Below are 23,482 nucleotides of genomic sequence, written 5' to 3'. Positions count from 1 at the left end.
TAACAATACCTAGAATTGATTAAAATAAATCACCCGCCCACAGCTGTTGCCGGGAGTAATTTCAATTTTTGTAACACTCAAATTCGCAGGTGTCAAAAAAATATTGCCCGCAACTTGTTCAAAACAGTGAGCCACAATGGTTTTAATAATCCAGCCATGAGTGACCAGTAATAATCGTTGCTGCGGAAAACTGACACTTTGCGTTTGTAAAAAGTCATACACCCGCGCTTGCGCATGTGCAAAGGACTCACCCTGACTAATCTCACTGGAAGATACAACTACTTCTTGGAAAAAAGGATCAAAATAGCGGGCAAAACGCTGTTTTATTTCCGTCAAAGCCATTCCATTCCATTGACCATAAGATAGTTCCGTTAGTCGATTATCGAAGTGTAAAATTTGAGGATCATGATAGCAAATTATTTGACTAGTTTGCACTGCCCGAATCAAAGGGCTGGAAAATACCTGATCAATTTTTCGACTATCTAAAAAACTTTGATACCGCTGTGTTGCCTGACGAGCTGCCGGGGTCAAGTAAGTTAAAGATGTATTTAAGCATCCTTGTAAAATACCTTTTTGGTTGGCATAAGTTTGCCCATGCCGTAATAAATAAAAAATTGTCATAACTTCAATAAGTAATGCTGTTGTAATTCTTGCTGTTGTTGCTGACTGATTTGTAAAACTTCCCGTAAATATGTCCTCATACCCCCGTATTCATAATTAATTAAAGACAGGGCTTGTTCATAATAATCAAACTTAACGGTCGATAAATCATAAATAGAATTTTGATAGCAAGCACTCATATGATGAGCACGAACGTCTTGTAAGCGCTGATTAATTCGTTTTTGGGAAGCTGCGTTGGTTAACAAATAATCACTTTGAATTGTAGCTTCACTAACCCCTAACAAATTTAAGATCAAAATAGCTGCAAAACCGGTACGATCTTTGCCAGCGGAACAGTGAAACAGAATCCCAGCTTTACCTGCATTAGCTAATAAAATCGCAAGGAATTTACGATAGGCAGCTTGCGCTTCAGACGTAATTATCAACCTTCGATAAACTTGTAACATCCGTAAATAACCTGCTTGCGGATTTTGACTAAAGTTAGTACGGATATCTTGTGAATTACTATTGCTAGCAGTCCAATCAGTAGTAAAAACAGGGATTTTTAAATATCGGAATCGGGAATCTAAAACATCCGGAAAAGTTGTTGTTTCCGAGGGAGATCTTAAATCAATCACCACACGAACACCGTAATTATATAAATAATCTAATTCTAAAGCCGTTAAATCATTTAAATGGGCAGACCGCAAGAATTTATGCCATTTAATGGAATAACCTGTATTAGTGCGATACCCCCCTAACTCGCGACAATTAAAAATATGCGGAAGTTTTATAATGCGTTCATGAGAAATTGTAAATTCACCTCTCTAAAAAAAACATTCATTTACTATGATTAATGTAAATGAATGTCACTGTCATGAATTAGCCTTAGGTACTTGTGATGGGCGGAATATCAAAACCTAAAAGTTCATGCAACTTATCAATTACTTGTCTTAAAGCAGATTGCACTTCCGCGACTTCACCGACAATTACTACCGAGCCACTAAAGCGATCAATAAACCCTAAAGTCACATTACTAGCCTTAGAAGCAATATCTCCGGCAATAATGGAGGCTTCACTGGGGGTAATAGTTAAAATACCTAAAGCATTCCTGGGAGCTTGAATTCCCAGTTTTTCATAAATATCGGTGGTGGGATTAGCTACAATATGTGCCAAAGTCACTTGCTTACCAGGGACGTATTCTTGAATACTACGTTCAATTTTTCTCCCCATCAAAATTCCCCCATTAGTTATTAATGAACTTCATTACGTCACGCGCAATGACTAATTCTTCATTGGTGGGAATTACCGCTACCTTGACCGGACTATCAGGACGACTAATGACTAACTCGTCATGAGCATTTTTGTCTGGATCTATTTGCACGCCCAAATAACCTAATTGTCGACAAATCATTTCCCTAACCGTTGCTGAATGTTCCCCAATTCCGGCTGTGAAAATGAGCGTATCTAACCCATTGAGGTCGGTTGCATAAGCACCAATGTATTGTTGAATGGAGTGCGTAAAAATGGTTAAAGCTAATTGTGCGCGTTGGTTGCCCTGAGTTGCTGCAGTCTGGATTTGCCGAACATCATTGGAAATTCCGGAGATACCATATAACCCCGATTGCGTATTTAAAATATCCCGAATCTGATGAGAATCCAGATTCAAAGTTTCTTCCAGATACGGTAAAATTTCCGGATCAATATCACCGCTGCGCGTTCCCATCACAACACCCGCTAACGGAGTGAAACCCATCGAAGTATTAATAGAATGACCATCACGAATTGCGGTAATACTGCTGCCATTACCCAAATGACAAGAAATAATTTTACGGGTATTTTCCAAACCAAACAAGCGCCGAGCTTCTTGGGAAACATAATAATGCGATTGTCCGTGAAACCCGTATTTGCGAATATGATACTTTTCATAATATTCATACGGCAATGCGTAGACGAAAGCCTTCTCAGGCAGAGTCTGATGAAAAGAAGTATCAAAAGACACTACTTCCAAAGCCTGCGGTAAAAATTTTTCAAAAGCTTTAATCCCAGCTAAGCCATTGGGATTATGCAGCGGTGATAATACTTTTAACTCATCGATTTTGGCTTCCACATCGGCATCAACTTGTACTGCCTGCGTATAATAATTACCACCATGAGAAATTCGATGACCAACACCTGTAATTTCTGCTTTTTCTTTAATAATACCGCTATTCTCTAAAATCTGAATAATATTTTCAATGGCACTTGCATGATCTGTCAAGGGCAAAGATTCAGACTGGCGCTTCTTATTAATTGTATAGGCAATTTGACTGGTACTTTGACCGATATTTTCGGCCTCTCCAGAAATCAAGAGTTCTTCTTCAGGCATTAAATATAATTTAAATTTAATCGAAGAACTTCCAGCATTGACCGCTAGAATTTTATTTGACATTAACACTACTCCATTTACTCTTGTTATTTGCTATTTAATTACGGACTCATAGATAGCTTGCAGATCGGCATCGGACGGATCTACCGGATTAGTGCTGAAGGTAGCATCTATCCGTGCATTTTTTATGACTGTTGCGGTTAATTCTTGTGCTTTTTGTGGCTCAACACCAAAAGCCTGCAAAGTTAATGGACAATTCATTTGCCGGGCCATTTCCCGAATTTTGGCGATTAAACGCTTAACTGCTAACCGATCGCTAACTCCGGGAGCAGCAATACCAGCCTTTTTAACAGCTACTGCAAATTTTTGCATGGCTAAAGGACATTTTTGGGCGTTATAAGCTACGACATAAGGTAATAACATCGTATTAGCTAAACCATGAGGTACATGAAAATTAGCTCCCAATTGGTGTGCCAACGCATGACAAATACCTAAACCCGCATTATTGAAGGCAACACCAGCAATACACGAAGCTTCATGTACAATTTTCCGGGACTCCAGATCTTCGCCATGCCGGAAACAATCTACTAAATGATGTACAATCACATCAATCGCTTTTTCAGCCAAAGCATCCGACATAAGCGTTGCATTTTTAGCTACTAAAGATTCCAGAGAATGCGTTAAAACATCCATTCCGGAATAGGCCGTAACACTTTTCGGAGCTGTCAAAACCAATTGTGGATCCAACAAGGCACAATCTGGAGTTAAGTAATCTTCCAGAATTGGAATTTTCTTTTGATTTTCAGTATCTGAAATCACGGTCGTATTGGTTACTTCTGAGCCTGTACCACTTGTTGTCGGAATGCCAATGTATTTTTTAATTTGGCAATGTGCAATTTTTTCACCAAAAAATCTAATTCCCTTACCGGTATCCATCGCGGACCCGCCGCCAATGCCGACAATAATAGTTGGTTGGAGTTTGACAAATTCTTGAACACCTTTCATAACATTTGTCAATGGTGGATCCGGTTTCACATCGGAAAAGACTACACATTGATTACTGGAATTAATATGGCTTTCAATTTGCTTTAAAGTGTCGGTCCCAGGCAAAAATGCATCGCAAACCAATAAAATTTTTTCATTTTTTAAATTATCTAATCGATTTAAACTATCTGTTCCCGAATAAATGTTCGTGGGCATACTAAATTGTTCCATAAACTATTCGATGCCTCCTTATTTCCAACTACGTAATGAAAAGCCTTCCGGAGAATTAAGCCGCCGCCGGCGAGTGAAAGTTTTAGCAGTACAGGTTCCTTCACCCGTTGGAGTTGCAATTGTTAAGGCTGAAGCCCCAGAGTTGGTCCCATCTTCGGTAACACCGGTCCCACAAAATGTCGGCCCATTTACTACAAAAATAGAAGTATTCATTCGATGAGCTGCTTGATTAATATGTGGTAAATTTTCAGAATGAATAGAAGCGGTATGGTGGCAGCCTTTTTCAACTTCGACCGCGGTCTTCAAAACGCTGGTGAAGTCGGGACAACAAACAATCGGCAATAAAGGCATCAACATTTCTGTCATAACTAATGGGTGATCTTTAGGTGCTTCAAAAATTACCACTTTAGGATCACCTTCATAAGGGATATGAGCTGCATCTAAAATGAAGGTGGCATCCTTGCCAATATATTTTCGATCCGGAGTACCATTATCTTGAATAGTCATTTCTGCCAAGTGCTCAATTTGGGCAGAATCCTTAACCAAAAAGGCACCCTTTTGTTGCATCTTGGCAATTAATTCATCTTTAACACTTTGTTCAACCACTACTTCTTTTTCGGCAGTACATAAAATATTATTATCAAAAGCCGCCGAGGTAACAATATTATGCGCAGCTAAATCAAGGTTTGCCGTAGCATCCACAATTGCTGGAGGGTTCCCAGCTCCAGCTCCCACGGCCTTTTTTCCACTAATGAGCGCTTGGTGCACAACAGCAGGACCGCCGGTAATGGATAACATAGCAATGTCGGGATGTTGCATCATATGCTGTACTGATTCAATCGTTGGTTCTTCAATTCCAACTACCAAATTATGCAAACCAGTAGCTTCGGCAACAAAGTCATTTAACTTTTCAATCGTCCAGCGTGTAATATTTTTAGCACCCGGATGGGCTCCAAAATACAGTGTATTGCCCCCAGCCAACATCATAATGGAATTAGCAATCACTGTTTCTGCGGGATTAGTACTTGGTCCAACAGCCCCAATTACTCCAAAAGGTGAATATTCATACATAACCAGGCCGCCATCGCCAGTTTCGGCTTCGGGTTGTAAAATTTCCGGGCCAGGAGTATTGTACAAAGCGTTCTTTAATTTGGCGACCTTGGCTTCAACGGTTCCCATTCCCGTTTCTTCTTTAATGTCGGTAGCAATTTTCTTTAAGTACGGACGAAATCCATCTTTGATGGCTTGGATTACTTGATTACGCACTGAAAAAGGTTGATCCACATATATTTCTTGAGCTTTTTTAGCAGCCGCAATCGCATCATCGACATCACTAAAGATACCATGGTGCCCATCATCAGAGGAAAGCGTAGCAGAATCATTATTTAATTCTTCGCTTAAGATTTTCCGTACTGTTTTTTCAATTTCAGCTATTTCCATATTCTAATTACTCTCTTTCACAAATTCTTTAACTGCGGCCTCACAAATAGCTTGATCTTCTTCTACGAGACCACCACTAACGCCAATGGCTCCAATGATTTTGCCATTAATTGTCACCGGAATACCACCAGCAAAAGAAGCTAATTTACCCTCGAGCATTGTTTCCATTTGATATAAACTTGCTCCAGGCTGGATATCCTTACTAATATCTTTTGTAGGTTCTTTCATAGCAAGCGCTGACCAAGCCTTTTTAGGTGCTAAAGTACAACTAACGAGATTGGCATTGGGCATATGATAGCTCATTTGAACCACTTGGTCCGCTTTCATAATGGCAATCGTTACCCCCACTTTTAATTCGTTAGCTTTTGCGACCGCGGCCGCAATCGTTTGTTCCATATTATGAAGATTAAATAAATCTTGTTGATCATTTTCTTGGATTACTTTTTGTATGATTTTACTAACTTGTTCTTCATTCATCGCTTATGGCATTCCTTTATTCAGATACTTTTGATAAACCCGGTCTGTGACTTGATCAATTAATGCTTCTTGGTCTTCTGATCTGGCAATTATATAAAGAAAGTCAGATAGTCGATTAATATACTTTTCTAATTCAGGTCGAAAACTGATTTTTTGTGATAATTGAGTAAACAGTCGCTCCGCCCGTCGACAAACGGTCCGGCAAACATGTAATTGAGCTCCCGCCAAACTGGAACCCGGCAAAATAAAACTATTAACTGGCGGTAGTTCAAACAGATATTGATCAATTATTTTTTCTAAAAAATCTACATCTTCGTTGGTGATTATTTGACTTTTTTGTTGAAATAATTGAGAATTTTCTGTTGCAATTTCTCCCTGTAAAAAGAACATACGATATTCAATTCGCTGGAGAAGTTTTTGATTATCAACTTTATGACAAAGTTTTTCGGCCACACTAATATTGGCATTTAACTCATCAAAAGTCCCATAAGTAGAAACCCGTAAAGAATATTTGTCTACTCGGGCCCCATCAAACAAACTGGTTTTACCATGATCGCCACCCCTAGTATAAATGGCCATGGCAGACCTCCTTAGATTCACTTGTCGAAACGATCAATAATTCCAACAATTGAACAATCATTAACATCGCGTACGCGGTTATTATCCTTATTCTTGGCATCAGCTTTCCGCGCACCAGCACCTTTAACAATTAACACATATTCACCAATGCCGGCATTGACCGAATCAGCAGCAATTTCTTCGGAGCGGATTGGATTTTTATTAGAATCAATTGGTTGAACAATCATTAATTTCTTACCCACAAGCGAAGGATCTTTTTGAGTAGAAACTACGCTGCCAATTACTTTTGCCATATACAATTTTCTTCAGTCCTCATTTTAATTTTGAGATTTTTAATTCTACAGATATCAATAGCATCTGCAGTCATTTTTTGATTTTGAGATTGAATAATTATCGATTCATCTGGAAAAGCAGCTAATTCAGCACGACTAATAATCCGGTTTCTGCTGGCAATCAAGGGCCGCTTATTGTCAACAACAAATAACATTGGCCAATCCAAAACCATCATGCGCGGAATAAAATTAATCATTTGTTGGGTAATCATTAAACGGAAATTAACATCGTAACTAATTCCATCTAGTATCCAGGCAACCCATAAATCCTGTTGATTCATCGAATATAAATTAAAAACTAAATTAATTGCCACATTTTGCAAAAAGACTTGTCCGTGATCCAAAAAAATATCATTATCCGGTGGAGTTATATTCTTAACATAAGCGCAACGGAAGATTGTTTGATCTCTTTCATCTAGCTTTTTCATAACCTGGGCAACAAGGTTATCCATTAAATACACCCTCCCCCTTATTTTTTTGAATTATTTTTCATTTTTTTGAACTAATATTTTGCCATAAGAAGTTTTGCCCATGCCAACATTAGCTGCATTCGCTTCATCAGTATCAATATGCATTTCTAAAATGAAATCTTCCCGCGGACGAGCAACCACATCGTCAAAAATTGTTTTCCGTTCACCTTCGCCATCAATTTCGACGCGTAAAGTATCACCTAGCTTAACGCCTAATCTTTTGGCGTCATCTAAACTCATATGGATATGGCGCTTAGCTACAATCACTCCTGAAACTTCAATTTCAGCATTAGCACTCCGTAATTTAACGGTTGGTGTATTATCTAGATTCCCAGAAAGCCGAACGGGGGCATCCACTCCCAATTGAAAGTTCTCAGAACGAGCAATTTCGACTTGTGAGTGCTTGCGATAAGGTCCCAAAACACGTACATGATCAATTTCACCTTTGGGACCAATAATATCCACTGTTTCATTGGAAGCAAAATCAGCATGCTGCTTTAAATGCTTGAAAACGGTCATTTCTTGATTGGGAAATAATTTATGAAAATCAGTCTGGCTTAAATGCACATGGTGATTCGATACCCCAATCGGTACTAAATTGGGATTTAATGTTTCTTGAACAATTCTGCGAATAACTGCTTTTAAATGTTCATCGTCCATATAAAAATCTTCCTTTTATTTATTTAATTATTCTTCAGTATTCTTGTTTGTATTTGGCAAAATTTTTTCAACTTCTTCATGAGGACGTGGAATGACATACGAAGAAATAACTTCGCCCACATTTTCAGCAGCCTGTACTCCAGCTTCCACAGCAGCTTTAACGGCGCCGACATCTCCACGAATCATAACTGTTACTAAACCACTACCAATTTTTTCCTGTCCCATCATATGAACATTAGCAGCCTTCACCATTTGATCGGCAGCTTCAATAGAAGCTACTAAACCTTTCGTTTCAATCATTCCTAGTGCATTATTCATAATTTATTCCTCCTATTTGTTATTTAATTCGTCATAATGAATACACATCTTATGCGGTTCACCTAATTTGCGAGGGCAATTCGGATCACCACACAAATTACAAGTCGCAGTCTTGGTTGCTGCAGAAGTATTTTCGTTGACGTCTGTAGCATCCACTTCTGAATCTACGACCGAAGAGTCTACGGAAGGCTCCTGCGTTATTGTGGTTTCATTACTTGTTTCTGATTTTGGGTCTGTTGCTAATTGTGTATCCGAATGGTTATTTGCGTTAGCTGCCACAGCTGATTGAAAAACATCAGTTGCACCTAAGGAATCTAATCCGGGTGCAGGGCTACCAAATACGGCTGCTGAAACAAATACTTTAGGCAAATCTTGCTTGACACTATCGACAGCAACTTTCACTGCAGCAATGTCGCCGGCAATTTCTAACGTAATCCAACCGTTACCTTTGGTATTCTGAATAGTCTTTAATTCAATTTCCGCAGTTTTTAACATTTTATCGGCTGCCACAATCGCGCCAGACAATCCCAAACATTCTACATATCCTAACGCTCTCATGAAATCACCTTTTAATCTTGTTTCTTAAAGGGAAGACCTTTTACTAAACGTGCAGCATTGGCACCCAAAATTTTTAATTGTGCCCGATCACTCGTCGTTAAATCAAAAAGTGGCTTTGTTGGACGTAAATTTTTATAATGCACGACCACTCGTGACCCCTCTAAAGCAATGCCCACTGATAACTTGGAGGCCAGTGCTGATTGATAGGCTCTATCGATCACGTCACTAGCAGCTATAGTTTGAAAGGCATACGGAATTTCTTCTTCTTCAATCCCATACAATAAAGATTTCTGGCTATCCGGCAACTGTTCATCTTGCAATACGCCAATAATAATAGCAGGGCGATCCTGGTTACTTTGATTAGCCATGTTCTCCTCTTTTCTGCTCGGCATAACCTAAAATTAATCCTGTGGCCACCGCGTTACGCGGTCCTTCTGTTGCACGAATATTTCCTCTTCCGGAAACCAAATTGTATTGGGCTAGTTGATCAGTCACTAATTGCGGAATTTCAAAATCTAGTGCTGATCCACCGACAATTACAACAAATGGAATATCGCGGACATTACCAGTCGGACTGACATGAGCTAATGCTCGTTGGGCATTCGTGACAAATACTCGGCGCTTTGCCGTTCGCCGGACAAATCGGACCCTTTCGATATTTAATTTGCCGGGAAGTGGTTGATAACCATCAGGTTCAATAACGACGACACGAGCAAAGAGTTCTGCTGGCAAAGGATCTTCAAAAAATTGAACCGATCCATCTTCATGACGTAATTGGAATAAATTATCCACTTTAGCGAGAGGATATTTCTTAATATCTTCTGCTAAATTGCGATCATCCAATCCCAACTCTGAATTAATAATCATCGTAACCATGTCGCCGGCACCGGCCAAATGAATAGCAACAATGTTGTTATCTTTATCAATAATTGAAGCGTCCGTAGAACCCGCGCCTAAATCTAAAATAGCAATAGGCTTGGTAGTTCCTGGAGTAGTTAAAGCTCCCCGAATAGCTGCTTCGGCTTCTGCGCCACCAATTTCAACCTTAGTATGCAATTCTGATTCAATTAAATCGGCAATTACTTGCATTTGAAGATGGTCTGATTTAACCATGGCAGCAATTCCAACTGCAGATTCATTCGAAAACTCCCCAGCTAAACCGCCCCGCACTTTAACAGGAACCTGAGTATCTACAGCTAACAAATCTTGAATTTGAATATCCGAATTAGTCTTGCCAGTTAAATCAGCCATTGTTTGTCGAACTGCTTCGAGCATGCCGCCAACGTTAGTACCTGATTCACCCACAATATCTTGAATTTGTTGAAATTGCGATACTTTATCCATAATGGCATCCGCACCAGCAGTAACATTGATTTGCTCAACACCATTATTGCCGATAATTTTAATTTTGCCGGCGGGGATAACGCGGGCTTTCACATCGCCTGCGGGAGTTTTAATGACAACTGCTGAACGATTTCCAATTAAGGCACGTGAAATCGGGACAATATTTTTAGTCTCTTCGGCATTCAAGTTAAACAAAGTTGCAATTCCATAAGGATTGGATAACTGTGAAATAACTTGTCCTTTACCAGCAACTTCCACTGCAGCTAGCATGCCTAATGGTACTTTTTGAATCAGAGTAACTTCATCAACAATGGGAATTTTATGTTGTAGTCGATTATTAACTAAGACTCCGTCATCATTTTGTAAAATAGCAGCGGTAATGTTATATCCACTAGCGACATAAGCATTAATTAATTTAGCTACATCTTCAAAGTCAATTTCTTTAGGAACAACGACAATATACGCTTTCTTTTTATCGGCGACTTCCAGCAACTTTAACAAAGAAACTGTATAGCCCAAACCAGTTCCCCGACCTCCGGGAGTATCCGGATTGTGGCCAATCATCGTTGATTCGGTAACCACTGTTTCAGTAATCGTTTCCATTGCTACATCACCGATAACCGGTGTTGCTTCATTAATTCGAATGAGATCAATATCTTGTATCGTTAAGTGAACATTTGTTAAAGCGTTATTAATAGCTGTTTTAATACCAGCCAAATTTTTTTTAGTCCCTTTCACGCCCGTAGTTGCAGCAATAGCTGAAGTAAGGAACTCCACTTGCCCTGTATCCGTGATCTTGGCTAAAGCAACTTCTGTTGAAGAATTACCGATGTCCACACCGATTACATTTTCTGTGGTCATATTGCCAACTCCTCAACTTAATTAGTTATCGCCTTTTAACTTTTTCCGGCTTTCATAGTATTCAGCAGCTTCTTTGAACCAATCTGAACATACAGGTGCATTGTATTTAGTTTTTAATTCCTCAGAAATATCCAACAATTCTTGTTTAGTAGACCGATAAGGCCGCAAGGAGTTATACATCTGCAATACCCGTTCATCAGGGATTCGAGTTAATTCTGCTGCCCGCTGTAAATTCTTTTGAATAGCAGGTCGACCAGCGCTAGCAGCAATTTGGCCTTGTAATTTCAACGTATCTGCAGTGATTCGCAAATCTTTGGAATCAATTTCTTGATTCAAGACTTTGTCCAAAGTGATTTCATCCAATTTTTTCCCAGAAGGTGAATGCACTAACTCTGGATGTTTAGAATACAACGGATAATCTTCAGCTGTTAAAGATTTTTCCGCTGCACTAGTAGTTGCAGTTGCGTTAGCATTTTGATTAGTATTAGCGCTAACTTGTTTCATAATTTTAGCTACTAAATCGTCAACTTCACTCATCTATAAGCCTCCTTTTTATAAATTTATCTTAATTTCTTCTTCAGGTTTACCAATAACTACTTGGTGGGTTTCTTTAATATGCAGTAAGGCTGCTAGAGCAATATATTGAGCCCGAGCCATTTGATCATTCACTGCTGGTACTGGTTCGGGGGCTTTGCCTTCAGCATACATCGCAGCGTTTTTCCCAATTGCCCGATAAGTTTCCAAATCCAAGACCGGTGCTTGTGGGAACAATTCCAGATTAGTTAAAGGATCTTGATCTTTTTGATGAATCACCGCTGTCCCTTTGGATTGCAAACCAATGGCAATACCTGAACCTGATAATTTATCCCCCGCTGCACTGCAGAAAGAAACATCTGACGTCCGATAGACTTTAATAACCCGGGCTTTGAGACCTTCCTCTTCAATGCCCGCGATAATTTGTCGAATCACGTCTTTATGAGGAATGCCGACAATAGTTTTTGTTAACACTTCCGCAAAAGCCGGAGCTACAGCAATCACTACTTCGTCTTTAGAAACACCCATTTTGGCAGGTCCTACATGTTCAAACCAATCTACCGTTTGCGGAGTATCAGCATTGGCTGCGGGTGTTGCTTGAGTAGTTGGGGATGCTGTGGATTGATTGAAATCAATTGGGACATCAATTTGATTAGTTTCCGTTAAGACTTCTTGAACAATTTTACGAATTAATGTTTCATCAATTTTTTCAGCCATTACAAAATCACCTCTTTCAAATTAATATTCCATGTTTTGTGGATCTATGGCAAAAGGAAGATTTTTAATGCGCTCCCATTCGTCGTGATCATTTTCCAAACGATAGCCGGTACCAGGGCCTTGATAATCATTAGCATCATTAATTGCAGAAATGATATTCCAGTCTTTATCAAAAATTGAAGAAGTTTGTAAAAAGTCACCCGCAACTTTTTGTTTTTGTAAGTTCAAGATGGCTTGGGCTACATCTTTGAAACCATGGTTATACAAAGCTTTAATAATGTCCACCGCTGTAGTATCATGCGCTAATATATCTTGTGCGGCCTTCATATCAGTAACCATGTCCCGCTTAGGCATATCATCATGTGTGTTGGCATAGGTGGCAGCTTCTACTTCTTCGTCTGTAATTTTTGGTAACCCTAAGTCATCAAAAACCGCCTGTAATGCTTTAGCTGCTTTATTCCGAGCCTTAATAATATCGCTTTCTTTTGCGGGATGGATTCCACCATTGATGCATAAATCACGTTCCATGACATAATAATCATCGTAGTCCATGGCATCCACATTAGAACCAGCAAAAGTATTATCATAATTAGGTACTGAAGAATAACCCGAAGAAATATAATCCGTTCCAGCAATGAATTGACCCAGCATCCGTTCGGTCCGCCGCATATCGGAGTGAGAAAAGGTTTGATCATTACCGGAAGCACATTCCAAATCAACCATCATACATAATAGGTTTTCACCTAGAACGGACCGAATGCCTGAAGGTACAGCTCCTGGGATACCAATACAACTAACACCACCGTTTTGTAAACCTTGTACACCGGAAGCTTTTGTAATATAAATACAACGAGCTTCCAAATATAACATGGACTTGCCTTCGGTATAACCCATTAATACTTCCGAACCGGAACCAGAAGTAAACCGCATCTTCAATCCCCGGGAAGCATAACAAGAAGCTAAGAAGCCCTTGGACCATGGAGTATCATCACCATCGGTAAAGACCCGATCGGTTCCGTACACGCTAACGGTTTCGGCATAACTAGTAAATCCCCGCATACCTAGACTTAATTCGGCAGCTTCTTCCACGGAACATTGTGTTAATACCCCTGGACGTCCGGTTTGTGAGCCTACTAAAATCGAAATCGCATTTAAAGGTGCATAACGTGCTACTGCAGTCGTCGTTTCTTGTTCAGGAAATCCCCGCAAAGCAGCATCGGCAGCATCGGCAGCAATTTCCACGGGATTATCTAAGGTGTTGGTAACATGACACTGAGTCGCTGGCGTCCGACGCGGTCGCATTTTTTTGGTAGCCATGATCATTTCGCCAAAGTCCAATTTACTAATCACTTCTTCGGCTTTTGCCGGGGTCATAGCAGTCGTAATTTCAATTAAATCCTTGCGAGCTACATTAGGATCAACTAACATATTGGCAATCTTCGTGGAGTCCATCGCCATAACTTCTTCAGCTTTATCCAAATTAATGCCATATTTGGCAATGTATAAATCAATCAGATCAAAATCGGCCCGTTTTTTGCTATCTAACTCCGTGACCACACCATTTTCAATCTTAATACTTGGTTTGGGATCATTCGGTCCCATCATTGCTACGAAACCTTCATCCGGCCATTCTTTAACAAAACCATCTAAATGAACCGGACGCTTTTCTAATTCTTCAAAACGTTTTTGACGTTTCATGCACTAATTCCTCCTTTCGCAATTAGTGAATATATGCAGGAAAATCATTAACTGGCGTATCGCCTAATTGGCTCAATAATTTTAGCCCTACTTCACGACCAGCAATGACTGACTGACGAACGGCACCTGAATCGCCATAAATATGCAGAGTTCCTTCATTTGAAAAACTGGTTCCATGACTAGGCGAAGCAAAAGAAATGACATGAACCCCTGCGGTTTTCAAAGCTGTATCCGCCATGACCACACCAATGCCAGAAGGACAGCCACAAATCAAACCATAAGCTTTGCCTTCTACTGCTCCTAAGCCAAGGTGCGCCGCGCCTGCAGCACGAGCCGTATATTGTAATTCCAAGTGACCTGCAGCGGAGTTATAAACATCACCCAAGGTTCGATGTAAATTATCCAAGGCAACTGTAATAGCTTGGCGTACATCCGATGGATCATAACCTCCAATAATAATTAAAGAGCCATGACCACCGCCGCCTTTAGTATCACGCGGCCATTCAACATCAATACACTCAGTATTAGTTGCCTTGACCCCTTCATCCATAGCCATAATTTGGGGACCAGCGCCAGTTCGAGCACTCAAGAGCCCAATTACGGAATACTTTTTTTCAACGTGAAGTTGATCGAGCAACAATGGATCTACACTAGGAATGCACATACCAATTGTGTCCCCGGCCTTGCTGGCACCAACAAATTCTGGCACTACACTGGTTGAATTTAAAAAATTATCCAATCTAATCACTACCTCCTAACCGCCTATCCTTTGTTAACCTTTTCGATTAATAAATGATAGTTATTATTCTTTATGCGGGAGAATTTTTTCAACATCAGTATGTGGACGTGGAATTACATAATTAGACAGTACTTCGCCGATATTCTCAGCAGCTTGTACTCCAGCATCTACAGAAGCTTTCACAGCTCCCACATCACCACGTACCATTACTGTTACCAAACCGTGTCCAATTTTCTCTTGACCAATTAATTCCACATTAGCGGCTTTAACCATTGCATCGGCAGCTTCAATGGAGGCCACCAAGCCTTTTGTTTCAATTAATCCTAATGCTTCTTGTTCCATGGTAAATCCTCCTCAGATATAGTTAAGAAAGCGTTTAACTTTCCATACATGTTAATTCTATAACAATTTATTTATACTTTCTTGCTGTAATTTTTATAGTCTTTTTAAAAAAAAGATAACAAAATAATACTAAATATTTTCGAAAGCTCCGGATTTGCTACCGATTACCTAGAAATTAGTGATTGATAATTTACATTTTTATATTATTCTTATTCTATGTAAGGAGATAATGAATGGATAAAACGGATAAAACAGTAAATTTATTAATTCAAGTAAAAATAGTATTAAAAAATATTTTTGCGATTAGCCAACGCAGAATAATTTTTCTCAATCAAAGCCTCAATTTGGTGGACAAAGATTCTATTATCCAAGATCCTAATTTGGCCCGGGGTCATTTGACTAGCTTGATAGGTAACAAAACATTGTACGGCTTCCCGCTCATTCGCAACTATCATTTAGAGGGTTTTTATTTGTTACCAAACAGCAAAAGTACTAATCACCACTTTCTGGTGCTCTTTCGAAATTACTTGGATAATGTTACTCATTATGGTTTCCAACAGAACACTGAACAATTATTGGTCCTTGATCCAGTGATTATTTATGATCTCCAGATCTTCTTTAAAGTCCTCACTTCGAAAGCGGTTCAATCCTTTCAAAAAAAGCCGCTGGTTGAAAATAATCAACCAGTGGCGGAAATTCCTCAATTGACGGTATCTAATCCCAGTCGCGTTGAAAAAATTGTCGAATCTACTATTAATTATATTGATAAGAATATTGATAAAAACTTAAATCTAAATAATGTGGCTCAGGCGCTATATGTTTCACCTTCCTATTTGAGTAGAATTTTTAAAAAATGTGTCCATACAACTTTTATTAATTACATTAATATGCGAAAAATTGCGCGTGCACAAGAAAATTTACTCTTAACTACGGATTCTATTAGTCAAATTTCCCAAAAAACCGGTTTTGCGCAATCCAGCTATTTTACTAAGCTCTTCAAACAAAAAACCGGTCTGACACCGCTTAAATTTCGTAAGCAATACGCACATATTAAAAAAATCTATACTTTATCCCGCAACCTGACGTGGCAACCCAATTTATCGGTTTACGATATTTCCAAAGCTTATTTTTCCCAAAATAATATTGACTTTATGATCCGCAATGTTAATGGATATCCTTATATTTATGCTATTGCTGATTTAGACGACTTACAAAAAAATGCCGGCTGGATTTATCTAGTCGACTGTGAACAACCTTCCACCCCTGCCAGTAAAATTAGTATTAATGACAAACTCATGATTCAATGGCTTTACACGGATGAAATTTTTTAAAGTCATCTATTTATTGCAAATTTTAATGATCAGAAGCCTCAGAAGTTGAGCGTTTTTGCTCAATTAGGGTATTGAGTTTACGTAAGCGATGGTTAATTCCCGATTTAGAAATTGGACCCCCCGGGACCATCTGGGCTAATTCGGTTAACGATACTTCCGGATTAGCTAAACGCAACTCGGCAATTTCTTTTAATTTAACCGGTAATTTTTCCAAACCAAAATTTTCCTGATAGTATCGAATATTGGCTACTTGTTTGGCTGCCGCTTTAATCGTTTTATTAATGTTGGCATTTTCGCAATTGACTAAGCGATTCACAGAATTGCGCATATCACGAACAATCCGAATATCTTCAAATTTAAGCATGGAAGCGGTGGCGCCAATAATTTGCAGAAAATCAGAAATTTTTTCCGCCTCTTTTAAATAAACAATAAAACCATTTCGTCGTTGCGTAGCCCGGGCATTTAATTGGAATTGATTCATTAATTTAACTAATCCTTGATTTTGATCTTCATACAAAGTATAAATCTCTAAATGATAGCGTGAGGTTTCCGGATTATTAACACTACCCCCAGCTAAAAACGCACCTCGCAAATACGAGCGCGCACGCTGCTGTGATGACCAAATATCCTCTGAAATATCGGTTCGAATTTGAAAGCTGTCTTTTTGCACAATGCGTAAATCCGCTAAAATTGCCTGCACATGCTGACGCAAACGAACAATATATTGTTTATTTTTTTGCAATTTCATTTTGCGCCGCACAACTAACTCTGAATCCACCGTATAAAGTTGATGCAATAAAGAATAAATCCGGCGGGCAATTGCTGGGTTTTCAGTTTGAATATTTAAAATGAAATGATGTTGAGCTAACGACAAACTGCCGTTCATTCGAATCAGCGCCGATAATTCAGCCCGGGCATGTTCCGGATGGACTTCTAAATTAGTTAATTCTTTTTTAACTTGACTAGCATAAGACATCTTCGTCTATCGCTCCTCATTTTTTCGTTGACCAGTTTGAAAGGCTAAGTTCATTATTTCATGTGCCACTTTATCTCCATCATGAAAGGCACCTCCATCATGTAAAGACAAAAAGTCATCCGTAATCACGCGGCACCCCAAATCGCGTAATCCTTGAAAATCATTTTTTACTTGCATCAAGTATTCATTATACTTATGGTGATCCAAATAATTTAAAGGAACCGGTGTCCCGTTGATTAAGACGGTATCCACATAGTGACCACCTAAATGATCATTTAAAATGCGCACATGATCGGCATCTGTAAATTTTTCCGTTTCTCCCAACTGGGTCATAATATTACATATATAAACTACTTCTGCATTCGTTTGCCGAATGGCTTCGCCCAAATTTTCAATCATTAAATTCGGTAATATGCTGGTAAATAAACTTCCCGGACCTAAGACAATAACATCGGCTTGCATAATTGCGGCCAAGACAGGGAACACTGCCTGGGGTTCATCTTGTGGATCATTAGTATCAGTTACCCAAACACGTTTAATTTGTTTATGTGCATAAGTGATTTCGTGTTCGCCCGCTAAAGTTGTGCCATCAGTAAATTCGGCATTTAAGGTCAAAGGCTCATTCGAAGCGGGAAAGACATTGCCTTCCACTTCCATCATTCGTGATAATTCCTGGACAGCATCAAAAATATTACCATGATACATTTCCGAAAGGGCGGCAATAACCAAATTGCCAATGGCATGTCCTGCCAAAAAGGAATCTTCACTGGCAAAACGATACTGGAATACCTCTAAGGGCAATTTGTCCCAATTAGATAAGGATACTAAAACATTGCGAATGTCTCCCGGAGGCACTACATTAATATAATTACGAATGATTCCTGAAGAACCGCCATTATCAGCTACTGTAACTACCGCTGTTAAATCAGCATTTAAATTACGCAAACTTTTTAAAATCACGGGTAATCCGGTTCCACCACCAATGACTGTAATTTTAGGACGTCGGCCTTTGATTACTCTAATCGTTTTAGTGTTAATTTTCATGAACGTTGAACTGACTCCTTATGCCGCTTGATATCCCGATGACTGATATCTACTACATAACCACTTTGTCGTAAATCTTGACCCAATTTTTCTGCAATAGCTACTGACCGGTGTTGTCCACCTGTACAACCAATCGCAATGGTTAGGCTGGTTTTCCCCTCTTTTTCATAACCGGGAATGATGGACTGCATTAAGGCTAAATATTGTTGGTAAAATTTTTGCGTCTCTTGACTAGCAAAAACATAATCGGCAACTGATTTTTGCAAACCCGTTTGTGGCCGCAATTCTGGTAAATAATAAGGATTAGGTAAAAACCGAACATCCATTACATCATCAGCATCAATGGGTAGGCCATATTTAAACCCAAACGACATAACTACAATCCGAAAAATAGATTCTTGTTGCTCTTCAAATTTAGAAAAAATAGTCTCCCGCAATTGACGTGGCGACAATGATGTCGTATCAATAACTACTTGGGCATGCTCTTTTAAAGGTCGTAATAAATCACGTTCGACCTTAATTCCCTCTATTAATCGGCCTCCTACTGCTAGAGGATGAGTGCGCCGCGTTTCTTTATACCGTGCCACCAATTCCGCGTTAGTGGCATCTAAAAATAAAATTCGGGTTCGCATCGATTCAATATCTTCAAAATCGGAAAAAATGCTCATCACTTGATCGTAAAAAGCGCGGGAACGAATATCAATAACTAATGCAATTTTATGAATGGTTCCTGCTTTTTGTACTAATTCACTAAATTTTTCTAATAAGGTTGGCGGCATATTATCAATACAAAAATACCCCATATCCTCGAAGGCTTGCGTAGCAACTGTTTTCCCGGCACCACTCATTCCTGAAATAATTATTAAATCCTTAACGTTATTGACAGCTGCCATTTTCAATCCTCCCTCTTACTATCATCTATTATAAAATTATTCCCTGCAGAACACTAGTCTTCACAAAAACAAAAAATATTTGTTATATCCTACACAGGAATCAAATTAGAGGTTACTGATCAAGAAACCTTGACTGAATTTAGTTGGATGAGTCCAACAGCAGAAATATTTATTTTTCTGCCATTCGAAACTAACAACTTATTTTAATTTGATTCTGGCAATGCAATAATTACTTGGCGGATAAAACATTTTTAAAAAAGAAAAAGTCCATCCAATGAATAGACTTTTAAATATTTATATAATTATGCGATATCAGTAATCGATATTGACTATGTTGTTCAAGTATTGATATATAGCGATCATTTATATATAGGTGTCAGTGATGTCTTAACAGCCATTATAAAAATTAATGTGCTACTTTTACACTTTAAAATATAATTTGATACTATTCAAAAGTTCTTTAGCTTCACCGGAGGATATGAAAGCAGCGTTGTAACAATTAACTTCCCAAGGCCTGGTTGGTTTGATTCCATTAATATACCATTCTTGAACTTTTGGGATTAAAAATATAATTAACCCAGGTATCCCAAATTCACCATTAGTTTTTTGAGCAATTATTGCATGCAAAATTAGATGCTCAATTAAATTACAGTATACCAATCTATCTTTAGTTTGATATTGAAAATTAGGTCTATTATCTAAAATAAACTTATTATTGCCTAAATTTAAAAATTTATCTTCATCCATATGGTGGCAATATAGTCCATCTTTTGTTCTACTAAATTTACCCTTAGTAGGAGATTTAATTTCTCCGCTTAAAAATTTATTATATGATGCTTCTTTAAAATAATCATCTAATACAGTACCATATTTTTTAATTAAACTTTGGACTGCATCATCATATTCTGAGTTTAATAAAGACTTATAATAACTCAATTTATCTGACATTTAAACCACCTTTAATCCTCAATGTTATCGTCTACACAGCGCACTTCTATTTCTTCAATCCATCTGACTATTTTATCAATGACTTCAGCCTAAAAATCTCTATGTATATCCAATTTCTCATTAATAGAGGACAATTATATTGCAAAAATTTTGTACTGCAGCTAACCTTTGTGGCAGTGACAAAAGGTTAGCTGTCTTAAAGTATTTGAAACAGAAGAGCTTTTAAAAAATTATATCAGATTATGACAAAGAAAAAATTAAAAACTAATTTCTACCAAAAATATGGATCATCGCCCCACTTCAAGCGATAGTGTAAACAAGGAATTTTGATAAATACATAAAAATTGAGCATTAAAAAATATTTATCTTTATAATTTCAGCAATACTCATATTTTTTATTTATTATCTATGGGTATAAGTGTGCTTTGTGCTTTTAACAGAGCCGGCACATTCATCCCGCCCTTAAAGTATATCCACTGATCATGCCAAAGCGTGAGCGACGTGGGATCAAACGTACTTTAGAGCTGTTTGTTAGTTAAATTCCGCTTTGGGTTATAAAAAATCAATGATCTCTATTATATCAATGTTTTGACTAGTACCATCTCCAAATACCGTTTTTTGATTTAATATATTTTTTTAGTGTTTTAACAAAGTCTTTTTTCTATATGTTTCTGAGAAATAAAAAAGCCTATCCAAAGAATAGGCTTTAAATATTTATCTTATTAAACTATACCGGTGATCGGGGTCGAACCGATACTCCCTCAACAGGAACTGGATTTTGAATCCAGCGCGTCTGCCAATTCCGCCACACCGGCAAAAATATCTTTGGCAATAACCAAAAGGCGGTAACCGGATTTGAACCGGTGATAAAGGTTTTGCAGACCTCTGCCTTACCACTTGGCTATACCGCCAGAAATAATTGGGTTAGCTGGATTCGAACCAGCGCATAATGGAGTCAAAGTCCATTGCCTTACCACTTGGCTATAACCCATTAATAAAAGGGCGGTATATGAGACTCGAACTCATGTATGCCGGTGCCACAAACCGGTGTGTTAACCAACTTCACCAATACCGCCAAGATAATAACAGGGATAGTAGGAGTTGAACCCACATCGACGGTTTTGGAGACCGTTGTTCTACCATTGAACTATATCCCTATTATGAAATGGAAGGGAGTGGATTCGAACCACCGAACCCGAAGGAGCGGATTTACAGTCCGCCGCGTTTAGCCAGACTTCGCTACCCTTCCATAAATGGCGCGGGACAGAATCGAACTGCCGACACATGGAGCTTCAATCCATTGCTCTACCGACTGAGCTACCGAGCCATTAGACGGTCCTAGCCGGACTTGAACCGGCGATCTCCTGCGTGACAGGCAGGCGTGATAACCAACTACACCATAGGACCAATTGCGGGAGAAGGATTTGAACCTACGACCTTCGGGTTATGAGCCCGACGAGCTACCAGACTGCTCCATCCCGCGATAATATTATAAAGGAGGATGTGGGATTTGAACCCACGCACGCTGTTACACGCCTGACGGTTTTCAAGACCGTTCCCTTAAGCCACTTGGGTAATCCTCCGCGAATAGCTAACCGCAAAACTAAGAAAGATCTAGTCTTTCAACGGAGAAGGAGGGATTTGAACCCTCGCGCCGCTTACGCGACCTACACCCTTAGCAGGGGCGCCTCTTCAGCCACTTGAGTACTTCTCCAATGGGCCTAAATGGACTTGAACCATCGACCTCACGCTTATCAGGCGTGCGCTCTAACCAGCTGAGCTATAGGCCCATATAAGCGGGTGACGAGAATCGAACTCGCGACAACAGCTTGGAAGGCTGTGATTTTACCACTAAACTACACCCGCAAAGGATTTTCACAATGGCGCGGGACAGAATCGAACTGCCGACACATGGAGCTTCAATCCATTGCTCTACCGACTGAGCTACCGAGCCATTAGACGGTCCTAGCCGGACTTGAACCGGCGATCTCCTGCGTGACAGGCAGGCGTGATAACCAACTACACCATAGGACCAATTGCGGGAGAAGGATTTGAACCTACGACCTTCGGGTTATGAGCCCGACGAGCTACCATACTGCTCCATCCCGCGATAATAATAACAATGCCCAACAAAATAAATCGATGGACCTTGTAGGACTCGAACCTACGACCGAACGGTTATGAGCCGTTTGCTCTAACCAACTGAGCTAAAGGTCCGATAAGTAGCGGCGAAGGGGATCGAACCCCCGACCTCCCGGGTATGAACCGGACGCTCTAGCCAGCTGAGCTACACCGCCAAGATTAGCATTTCGCTAAATCGGGAAGACAGGATTCGAACCTGCGACCCCCTGGTCCCAAACCAGGTGCTCTACCAAGCTGAGCTACTTCCCGAACAATGCACCTAGTAGGAGTCGAACCTACAACCTTCTGATTCGTAGTCAGACACTCTATCCAATTGCGCTATAGGTGCATATTCATTATAATGCCGAGGACCGGAATCGAACCGGTACGGTAATCACTTACCGCAGGATTTTAAGTCCTGTGCGTCTGCCAGTTCCGCCACCCCGGCAAAATAATGAAAGCGGAAGACGGGATTCGAACCCGCGACCCCCACCATGGCAAGGTGATGTTCTACCACTGAACTACTTCCGCAAATGCCGACTAGAGGATTCGAACCTCCGACCCTCTGTTTACAAGACAGATGCTCTGCCAGCTGAGCTAAGTCGGCATGTAATGCGTTGGTTGCTTTCAATATTATATTATTAAAATATTACAAGTGCGGGAGAAGGGACTTGAACCCATACGTCCATTGGACACTAGAACCTAAATCTAGCGCGTCTGCCAATTCCGCCACACCCGCAAGATGAGTCGCGTGGGGATCGAACCCACGACCCACGGCTTAAAAGGCCGTTGCTCTACCAGCTGAGCTAGCGACTCAATGGAAGTTACAGGGCTCGAACCTGTGACCCTCTGCTTGTAAGGCAGACGCTCTCCCAACTGAGCTAAACTTCCAAAAAGCAAAGCCAGCGTGGCAACGA

The 23,482-nt window shown here is 39.7% G+C and carries 25 protein-coding genes and 26 tRNA genes; 1 reads left to right on the top strand and 50 read right to left on the bottom strand.

All coding sequences use genetic code 11. The annotated features are described in order from the left end of the window. Nucleotides 1–9: 9 nt before the first annotated feature. The 20 genes from JG30_RS02485 to JG30_RS02390 form a co-directional block, all read right to left on the bottom strand. Nucleotides 10–621, bottom strand: coding sequence for a histidine phosphatase family protein (locus JG30_RS02485; RefSeq protein ID WP_046315887.1), 612 nt, complete (start codon nucleotides 619–621; stop codon nucleotides 10–12). After that, nucleotides 618–1,394, bottom strand: a complete 777-nt coding sequence (locus JG30_RS02480) for a tyrosine-protein phosphatase (RefSeq protein ID WP_282433260.1) — start codon at nucleotides 1,392–1,394, stop codon at nucleotides 618–620. Before JG30_RS02480 ends, JG30_RS02485 begins: the two co-directional genes overlap by 4 nt. Before the next feature lie 94 nt (nucleotides 1,395–1,488). Next, complete coding sequence (locus tag JG30_RS02475; RefSeq protein ID WP_046315883.1) at nucleotides 1,489–1,833, bottom strand: BMC domain-containing protein; 345 nt, start codon at nucleotides 1,831–1,833, stop codon at nucleotides 1,489–1,491. Between the two features lie 13 nt (nucleotides 1,834–1,846). Further along, nucleotides 1,847–3,031: an acetate/propionate family kinase gene (locus tag JG30_RS02470; protein ID WP_046315882.1), complete on the bottom strand. Its 1,185-nt coding sequence runs from the start codon at nucleotides 3,029–3,031 to the stop codon at nucleotides 1,847–1,849. A 30-nt stretch (nucleotides 3,032–3,061) separates the two neighbouring features. Further along, a complete protein-coding gene (locus JG30_RS02465; protein ID WP_046315880.1) occupies nucleotides 3,062–4,183 on the bottom strand; it encodes a 1-propanol dehydrogenase PduQ in 1,122 nt (373 codons plus the stop codon). Between the two features lie 18 nt (nucleotides 4,184–4,201). Continuing rightward, nucleotides 4,202–5,623, bottom strand: coding sequence for an aldehyde dehydrogenase family protein (locus JG30_RS02460; protein WP_046315879.1), 1,422 nt, complete (start codon nucleotides 5,621–5,623; stop codon nucleotides 4,202–4,204). A 3-nt stretch (nucleotides 5,624–5,626) separates the two neighbouring features. After that, nucleotides 5,627–6,100: a GlcG/HbpS family heme-binding protein gene (locus JG30_RS02455; protein WP_046315878.1), complete on the bottom strand. Its 474-nt coding sequence runs from the start codon at nucleotides 6,098–6,100 to the stop codon at nucleotides 5,627–5,629. Between the two features lie 3 nt (nucleotides 6,101–6,103). Next, entirely contained in the window at nucleotides 6,104–6,679 is a 576-nt protein-coding gene (locus JG30_RS02450) for a cob(I)yrinic acid a,c-diamide adenosyltransferase (RefSeq protein WP_046315877.1), read from the bottom strand. Between the two features lie 17 nt (nucleotides 6,680–6,696). Beyond that, on the bottom strand, nucleotides 6,697–6,978 hold the full coding sequence (locus JG30_RS02445) for a EutN/CcmL family microcompartment protein (protein ID WP_071236997.1): 282 nt from the start codon (nucleotides 6,976–6,978) through the stop codon (nucleotides 6,697–6,699). Continuing rightward, on the bottom strand, nucleotides 6,960–7,463 hold the full coding sequence (gene pduM / locus JG30_RS02440; protein ID WP_046315873.1) for a PduM family microcompartment protein: 504 nt from the start codon (nucleotides 7,461–7,463) through the stop codon (nucleotides 6,960–6,962). Before pduM ends, JG30_RS02445 begins: the two co-directional genes overlap by 19 nt. Before the next feature lie 30 nt (nucleotides 7,464–7,493). Continuing rightward, a complete protein-coding gene (pduL, locus tag JG30_RS02435; RefSeq protein WP_046315871.1) occupies nucleotides 7,494–8,141 on the bottom strand; it encodes a phosphate propanoyltransferase in 648 nt (215 codons plus the stop codon). Between the two features lie 27 nt (nucleotides 8,142–8,168). Next, nucleotides 8,169–8,459: a BMC domain-containing protein gene (locus JG30_RS02430; protein WP_046315869.1), complete on the bottom strand. Its 291-nt coding sequence runs from the start codon at nucleotides 8,457–8,459 to the stop codon at nucleotides 8,169–8,171. A 12-nt stretch (nucleotides 8,460–8,471) separates the two neighbouring features. Further along, entirely contained in the window at nucleotides 8,472–9,017 is a 546-nt protein-coding gene (locus tag JG30_RS02425) for a BMC domain-containing protein (RefSeq protein ID WP_046315867.1), read from the bottom strand. Nucleotides 9,018–9,028: 11 nt separating this feature from the next. Then, complete coding sequence (locus tag JG30_RS02420; protein ID WP_232354631.1) at nucleotides 9,029–9,385, bottom strand: glycerol dehydratase reactivase beta/small subunit family protein; 357 nt, start codon at nucleotides 9,383–9,385, stop codon at nucleotides 9,029–9,031. After that, on the bottom strand, nucleotides 9,378–11,222 hold the full coding sequence (locus JG30_RS02415; protein ID WP_046315863.1) for a diol dehydratase reactivase subunit alpha: 1,845 nt from the start codon (nucleotides 11,220–11,222) through the stop codon (nucleotides 9,378–9,380). The genes JG30_RS02420 and JG30_RS02415 overlap by 8 nt, the downstream gene beginning before the upstream one ends. Before the next feature lie 21 nt (nucleotides 11,223–11,243). Beyond that, nucleotides 11,244–11,759, bottom strand: coding sequence for a diol dehydratase small subunit (locus JG30_RS02410; protein ID WP_046315861.1), 516 nt, complete (start codon nucleotides 11,757–11,759; stop codon nucleotides 11,244–11,246). 15 nt (nucleotides 11,760–11,774) lie between these two features. Then, entirely contained in the window at nucleotides 11,775–12,473 is a 699-nt protein-coding gene (locus tag JG30_RS02405) for a propanediol/glycerol family dehydratase medium subunit (RefSeq protein ID WP_046315859.1), read from the bottom strand. Between the two features lie 21 nt (nucleotides 12,474–12,494). Next, nucleotides 12,495–14,171 (bottom strand): propanediol/glycerol family dehydratase large subunit, encoded by a 1,677-nt coding sequence (locus JG30_RS02400; protein ID WP_046315857.1) that lies wholly within the window; start codon nucleotides 14,169–14,171, stop codon nucleotides 12,495–12,497. A gap of 22 nt (nucleotides 14,172–14,193) precedes the next feature. Further along, nucleotides 14,194–14,910: a propanediol utilization microcompartment protein PduB gene (pduB, locus tag JG30_RS02395; RefSeq protein WP_046315855.1), complete on the bottom strand. Its 717-nt coding sequence runs from the start codon at nucleotides 14,908–14,910 to the stop codon at nucleotides 14,194–14,196. 63 nt (nucleotides 14,911–14,973) lie between these two features. After that, nucleotides 14,974–15,252, bottom strand: a complete 279-nt coding sequence (locus JG30_RS02390) for a BMC domain-containing protein (RefSeq protein WP_046315853.1) — start codon at nucleotides 15,250–15,252, stop codon at nucleotides 14,974–14,976. A gap of 233 nt (nucleotides 15,253–15,485) precedes the next feature. Between JG30_RS02390 and JG30_RS02385 the strand changes: the two genes are divergently transcribed. Further along, entirely contained in the window at nucleotides 15,486–16,583 is a 1,098-nt protein-coding gene (locus JG30_RS02385) for a helix-turn-helix domain-containing protein (protein ID WP_046315851.1), read from the top strand. A 22-nt stretch (nucleotides 16,584–16,605) separates the two neighbouring features. Here the strand turns inward: JG30_RS02385 and whiA are convergent, their stop codons facing one another. The 30 genes from whiA to JG30_RS02235 all read right to left on the bottom strand — a co-directional run bounded on the left by whiA (nucleotide 16,606) and on the right by JG30_RS02235 (nucleotide 23,456). Beyond that, complete coding sequence (gene whiA, locus JG30_RS02380) at nucleotides 16,606–17,559, bottom strand: DNA-binding protein WhiA (protein WP_046315849.1); 954 nt, start codon at nucleotides 17,557–17,559, stop codon at nucleotides 16,606–16,608. A gap of 6 nt (nucleotides 17,560–17,565) precedes the next feature. Continuing rightward, nucleotides 17,566–18,603 (bottom strand): gluconeogenesis factor YvcK family protein, encoded by a 1,038-nt coding sequence (locus tag JG30_RS02375; RefSeq protein ID WP_046315847.1) that lies wholly within the window; start codon nucleotides 18,601–18,603, stop codon nucleotides 17,566–17,568. Then, nucleotides 18,600–19,496 carry an RNase adapter RapZ gene (rapZ, locus tag JG30_RS02370; protein WP_046315845.1) on the bottom strand — a complete coding sequence of 299 codons (897 nt, stop codon included), beginning with the start codon at nucleotides 19,494–19,496 and terminating at the stop codon, nucleotides 18,600–18,602. Before rapZ ends, JG30_RS02375 begins: the two co-directional genes overlap by 4 nt. A 420-nt stretch (nucleotides 19,497–19,916) precedes the next feature. Next, entirely contained in the window at nucleotides 19,917–20,444 is a 528-nt protein-coding gene (locus JG30_RS02365) for an SAV1803-related protein (RefSeq protein WP_046315843.1), read from the bottom strand. A 730-nt stretch (nucleotides 20,445–21,174) separates the two neighbouring features. Further along, nucleotides 21,175–21,259, bottom strand: a tRNA-Leu gene (locus JG30_RS02360). Between the two features lie 25 nt (nucleotides 21,260–21,284). After that, nucleotides 21,285–21,355, bottom strand: a tRNA-Cys gene (locus tag JG30_RS02355). 8 nt (nucleotides 21,356–21,363) lie between these two features. Further along, nucleotides 21,364–21,435: transfer RNA gene (locus tag JG30_RS02350), tRNA-Gln, on the bottom strand. A gap of 10 nt (nucleotides 21,436–21,445) precedes the next feature. Continuing rightward, nucleotides 21,446–21,519: transfer RNA gene (locus tag JG30_RS02345), tRNA-His, on the bottom strand. An 11-nt stretch (nucleotides 21,520–21,530) separates the two neighbouring features. Beyond that, a tRNA-Trp gene (locus tag JG30_RS02340) sits at nucleotides 21,531–21,601 on the bottom strand. A 9-nt stretch (nucleotides 21,602–21,610) separates the two neighbouring features. Continuing rightward, nucleotides 21,611–21,693: transfer RNA gene (locus JG30_RS02335), tRNA-Tyr, on the bottom strand. A gap of 5 nt (nucleotides 21,694–21,698) precedes the next feature. Then, nucleotides 21,699–21,771, bottom strand: a tRNA-Phe gene (locus tag JG30_RS02330). 6 nt (nucleotides 21,772–21,777) lie between these two features. Beyond that, nucleotides 21,778–21,851, bottom strand: a tRNA-Asp gene (locus JG30_RS02325). 2 nt (nucleotides 21,852–21,853) lie between these two features. Further along, a tRNA-Met gene (locus JG30_RS02320) sits at nucleotides 21,854–21,927 on the bottom strand. Between the two features lie 12 nt (nucleotides 21,928–21,939). Beyond that, a tRNA-Ser gene (locus JG30_RS02315) sits at nucleotides 21,940–22,027 on the bottom strand. 43 nt (nucleotides 22,028–22,070) lie between these two features. Continuing rightward, nucleotides 22,071–22,158, bottom strand: a tRNA-Ser gene (locus tag JG30_RS02310). A gap of 2 nt (nucleotides 22,159–22,160) precedes the next feature. Continuing rightward, nucleotides 22,161–22,234 (bottom strand) — tRNA-Ile (locus tag JG30_RS02305). A gap of 5 nt (nucleotides 22,235–22,239) precedes the next feature. Then, nucleotides 22,240–22,310: transfer RNA gene (locus tag JG30_RS02300), tRNA-Gly, on the bottom strand. A gap of 15 nt (nucleotides 22,311–22,325) precedes the next feature. Next, nucleotides 22,326–22,398: transfer RNA gene (locus JG30_RS02295), tRNA-Phe, on the bottom strand. A gap of 6 nt (nucleotides 22,399–22,404) precedes the next feature. Next, nucleotides 22,405–22,478, bottom strand: a tRNA-Asp gene (locus tag JG30_RS02290). A gap of 2 nt (nucleotides 22,479–22,480) precedes the next feature. Then, nucleotides 22,481–22,554, bottom strand: a tRNA-Met gene (locus JG30_RS02285). A 33-nt stretch (nucleotides 22,555–22,587) separates the two neighbouring features. Continuing rightward, nucleotides 22,588–22,661: transfer RNA gene (locus JG30_RS02280), tRNA-Ile, on the bottom strand. Between the two features lie 6 nt (nucleotides 22,662–22,667). Beyond that, nucleotides 22,668–22,741: transfer RNA gene (locus JG30_RS02275), tRNA-Met, on the bottom strand. 20 nt (nucleotides 22,742–22,761) lie between these two features. Further along, nucleotides 22,762–22,835 (bottom strand) — tRNA-Pro (locus tag JG30_RS02270). Nucleotides 22,836–22,840: 5 nt separating this feature from the next. After that, a tRNA-Arg gene (locus JG30_RS02265) sits at nucleotides 22,841–22,914 on the bottom strand. A gap of 13 nt (nucleotides 22,915–22,927) precedes the next feature. After that, a tRNA-Leu gene (locus JG30_RS02260) sits at nucleotides 22,928–23,013 on the bottom strand. Nucleotides 23,014–23,024: 11 nt separating this feature from the next. Continuing rightward, a tRNA-Gly gene (locus JG30_RS02255) sits at nucleotides 23,025–23,096 on the bottom strand. A 3-nt stretch (nucleotides 23,097–23,099) separates the two neighbouring features. After that, nucleotides 23,100–23,172: transfer RNA gene (locus tag JG30_RS02250), tRNA-Thr, on the bottom strand. Between the two features lie 49 nt (nucleotides 23,173–23,221). Next, a tRNA-Leu gene (locus tag JG30_RS02245) sits at nucleotides 23,222–23,304 on the bottom strand. Between the two features lie 4 nt (nucleotides 23,305–23,308). Next, a tRNA-Lys gene (locus JG30_RS02240) sits at nucleotides 23,309–23,381 on the bottom strand. 2 nt (nucleotides 23,382–23,383) lie between these two features. Further along, a tRNA-Val gene (locus JG30_RS02235) sits at nucleotides 23,384–23,456 on the bottom strand. Nucleotides 23,457–23,482 lie beyond the last annotated feature (26 nt).

The organism is Bombilactobacillus mellifer (assembly GCF_000970795.1).
GTDB lineage: Bacteria > Bacillota > Bacilli > Lactobacillales > Lactobacillaceae > Bombilactobacillus > Bombilactobacillus mellifer.
This window is presented reverse-complemented; position numbering and strand designations above follow the sequence as displayed.

Coding starts and splice junctions, on each gene's coding strand:
- JG30_RS02400 (WP_046315857.1), bottom strand. CDS start 14,171: ATGAAACGTCAAAAACGTTTTGAAGAATTAGAAAAGCGTCCGGTTCAT.
- JG30_RS02390 (WP_046315853.1), bottom strand. CDS start 15,252: ATGGAACAAGAAGCATTAGGATTAATTGAAACAAAAGGCTTGGTGGCC.
- JG30_RS02385 (WP_046315851.1), top strand. CDS start 15,486: ATGGATAAAACGGATAAAACAGTAAATTTATTAATTCAAGTAAAAATA.
- JG30_RS02465 (WP_046315880.1), bottom strand. CDS start 4,183: ATGGAACAATTTAGTATGCCCACGAACATTTATTCGGGAACAGATAGT.
- JG30_RS02470 (WP_046315882.1), bottom strand. CDS start 3,031: ATGTCAAATAAAATTCTAGCGGTCAATGCTGGAAGTTCTTCGATTAAA.
- JG30_RS02375 (WP_046315847.1), bottom strand. CDS start 18,603: ATGAAAATTAACACTAAAACGATTAGAGTAATCAAAGGCCGACGTCCT.
- JG30_RS02450 (WP_046315877.1), bottom strand. CDS start 6,679: ATGGCCATTTATACTAGGGGTGGCGATCATGGTAAAACCAGTTTGTTT.
- rapZ (WP_046315845.1), bottom strand. CDS start 19,496: ATGGCAGCTGTCAATAACGTTAAGGATTTAATAATTATTTCAGGAATG.
- JG30_RS02425 (WP_046315867.1), bottom strand. CDS start 9,017: ATGAGAGCGTTAGGATATGTAGAATGTTTGGGATTGTCTGGCGCGATT.
- whiA (WP_046315849.1), bottom strand. CDS start 17,559: ATGTCTTATGCTAGTCAAGTTAAAAAAGAATTAACTAATTTAGAAGTC.
- JG30_RS02405 (WP_046315859.1), bottom strand. CDS start 12,473: ATGGCTGAAAAAATTGATGAAACATTAATTCGTAAAATTGTTCAAGAA.
- JG30_RS02410 (WP_046315861.1), bottom strand. CDS start 11,759: ATGAGTGAAGTTGACGATTTAGTAGCTAAAATTATGAAACAAGTTAGC.
- JG30_RS02485 (WP_046315887.1), bottom strand. CDS start 621: ATGACAATTTTTTATTTATTACGGCATGGGCAAACTTATGCCAACCAA.
- JG30_RS02475 (WP_046315883.1), bottom strand. CDS start 1,833: ATGGGGAGAAAAATTGAACGTAGTATTCAAGAATACGTCCCTGGTAAG.
- JG30_RS02415 (WP_046315863.1), bottom strand. CDS start 11,222: ATGACCACAGAAAATGTAATCGGTGTGGACATCGGTAATTCTTCAACA.
- JG30_RS02430 (WP_046315869.1), bottom strand. CDS start 8,459: ATGAATAATGCACTAGGAATGATTGAAACGAAAGGTTTAGTAGCTTCT.
- pduM (WP_046315873.1), bottom strand. CDS start 7,463: ATGGATAACCTTGTTGCCCAGGTTATGAAAAAGCTAGATGAAAGAGAT.
- JG30_RS02420 (WP_232354631.1), bottom strand. CDS start 9,385: ATGGCTAATCAAAGTAACCAGGATCGCCCTGCTATTATTATTGGCGTA.
- JG30_RS02460 (WP_046315879.1), bottom strand. CDS start 5,623: ATGGAAATAGCTGAAATTGAAAAAACAGTACGGAAAATCTTAAGCGAA.
- JG30_RS02365 (WP_046315843.1), bottom strand. CDS start 20,444: ATGTCAGATAAATTGAGTTATTATAAGTCTTTATTAAACTCAGAATAT.
- JG30_RS02455 (WP_046315878.1), bottom strand. CDS start 6,100: ATGAATGAAGAACAAGTTAGTAAAATCATACAAAAAGTAATCCAAGAA.
- pduL (WP_046315871.1), bottom strand. CDS start 8,141: ATGGACGATGAACATTTAAAAGCAGTTATTCGCAGAATTGTTCAAGAA.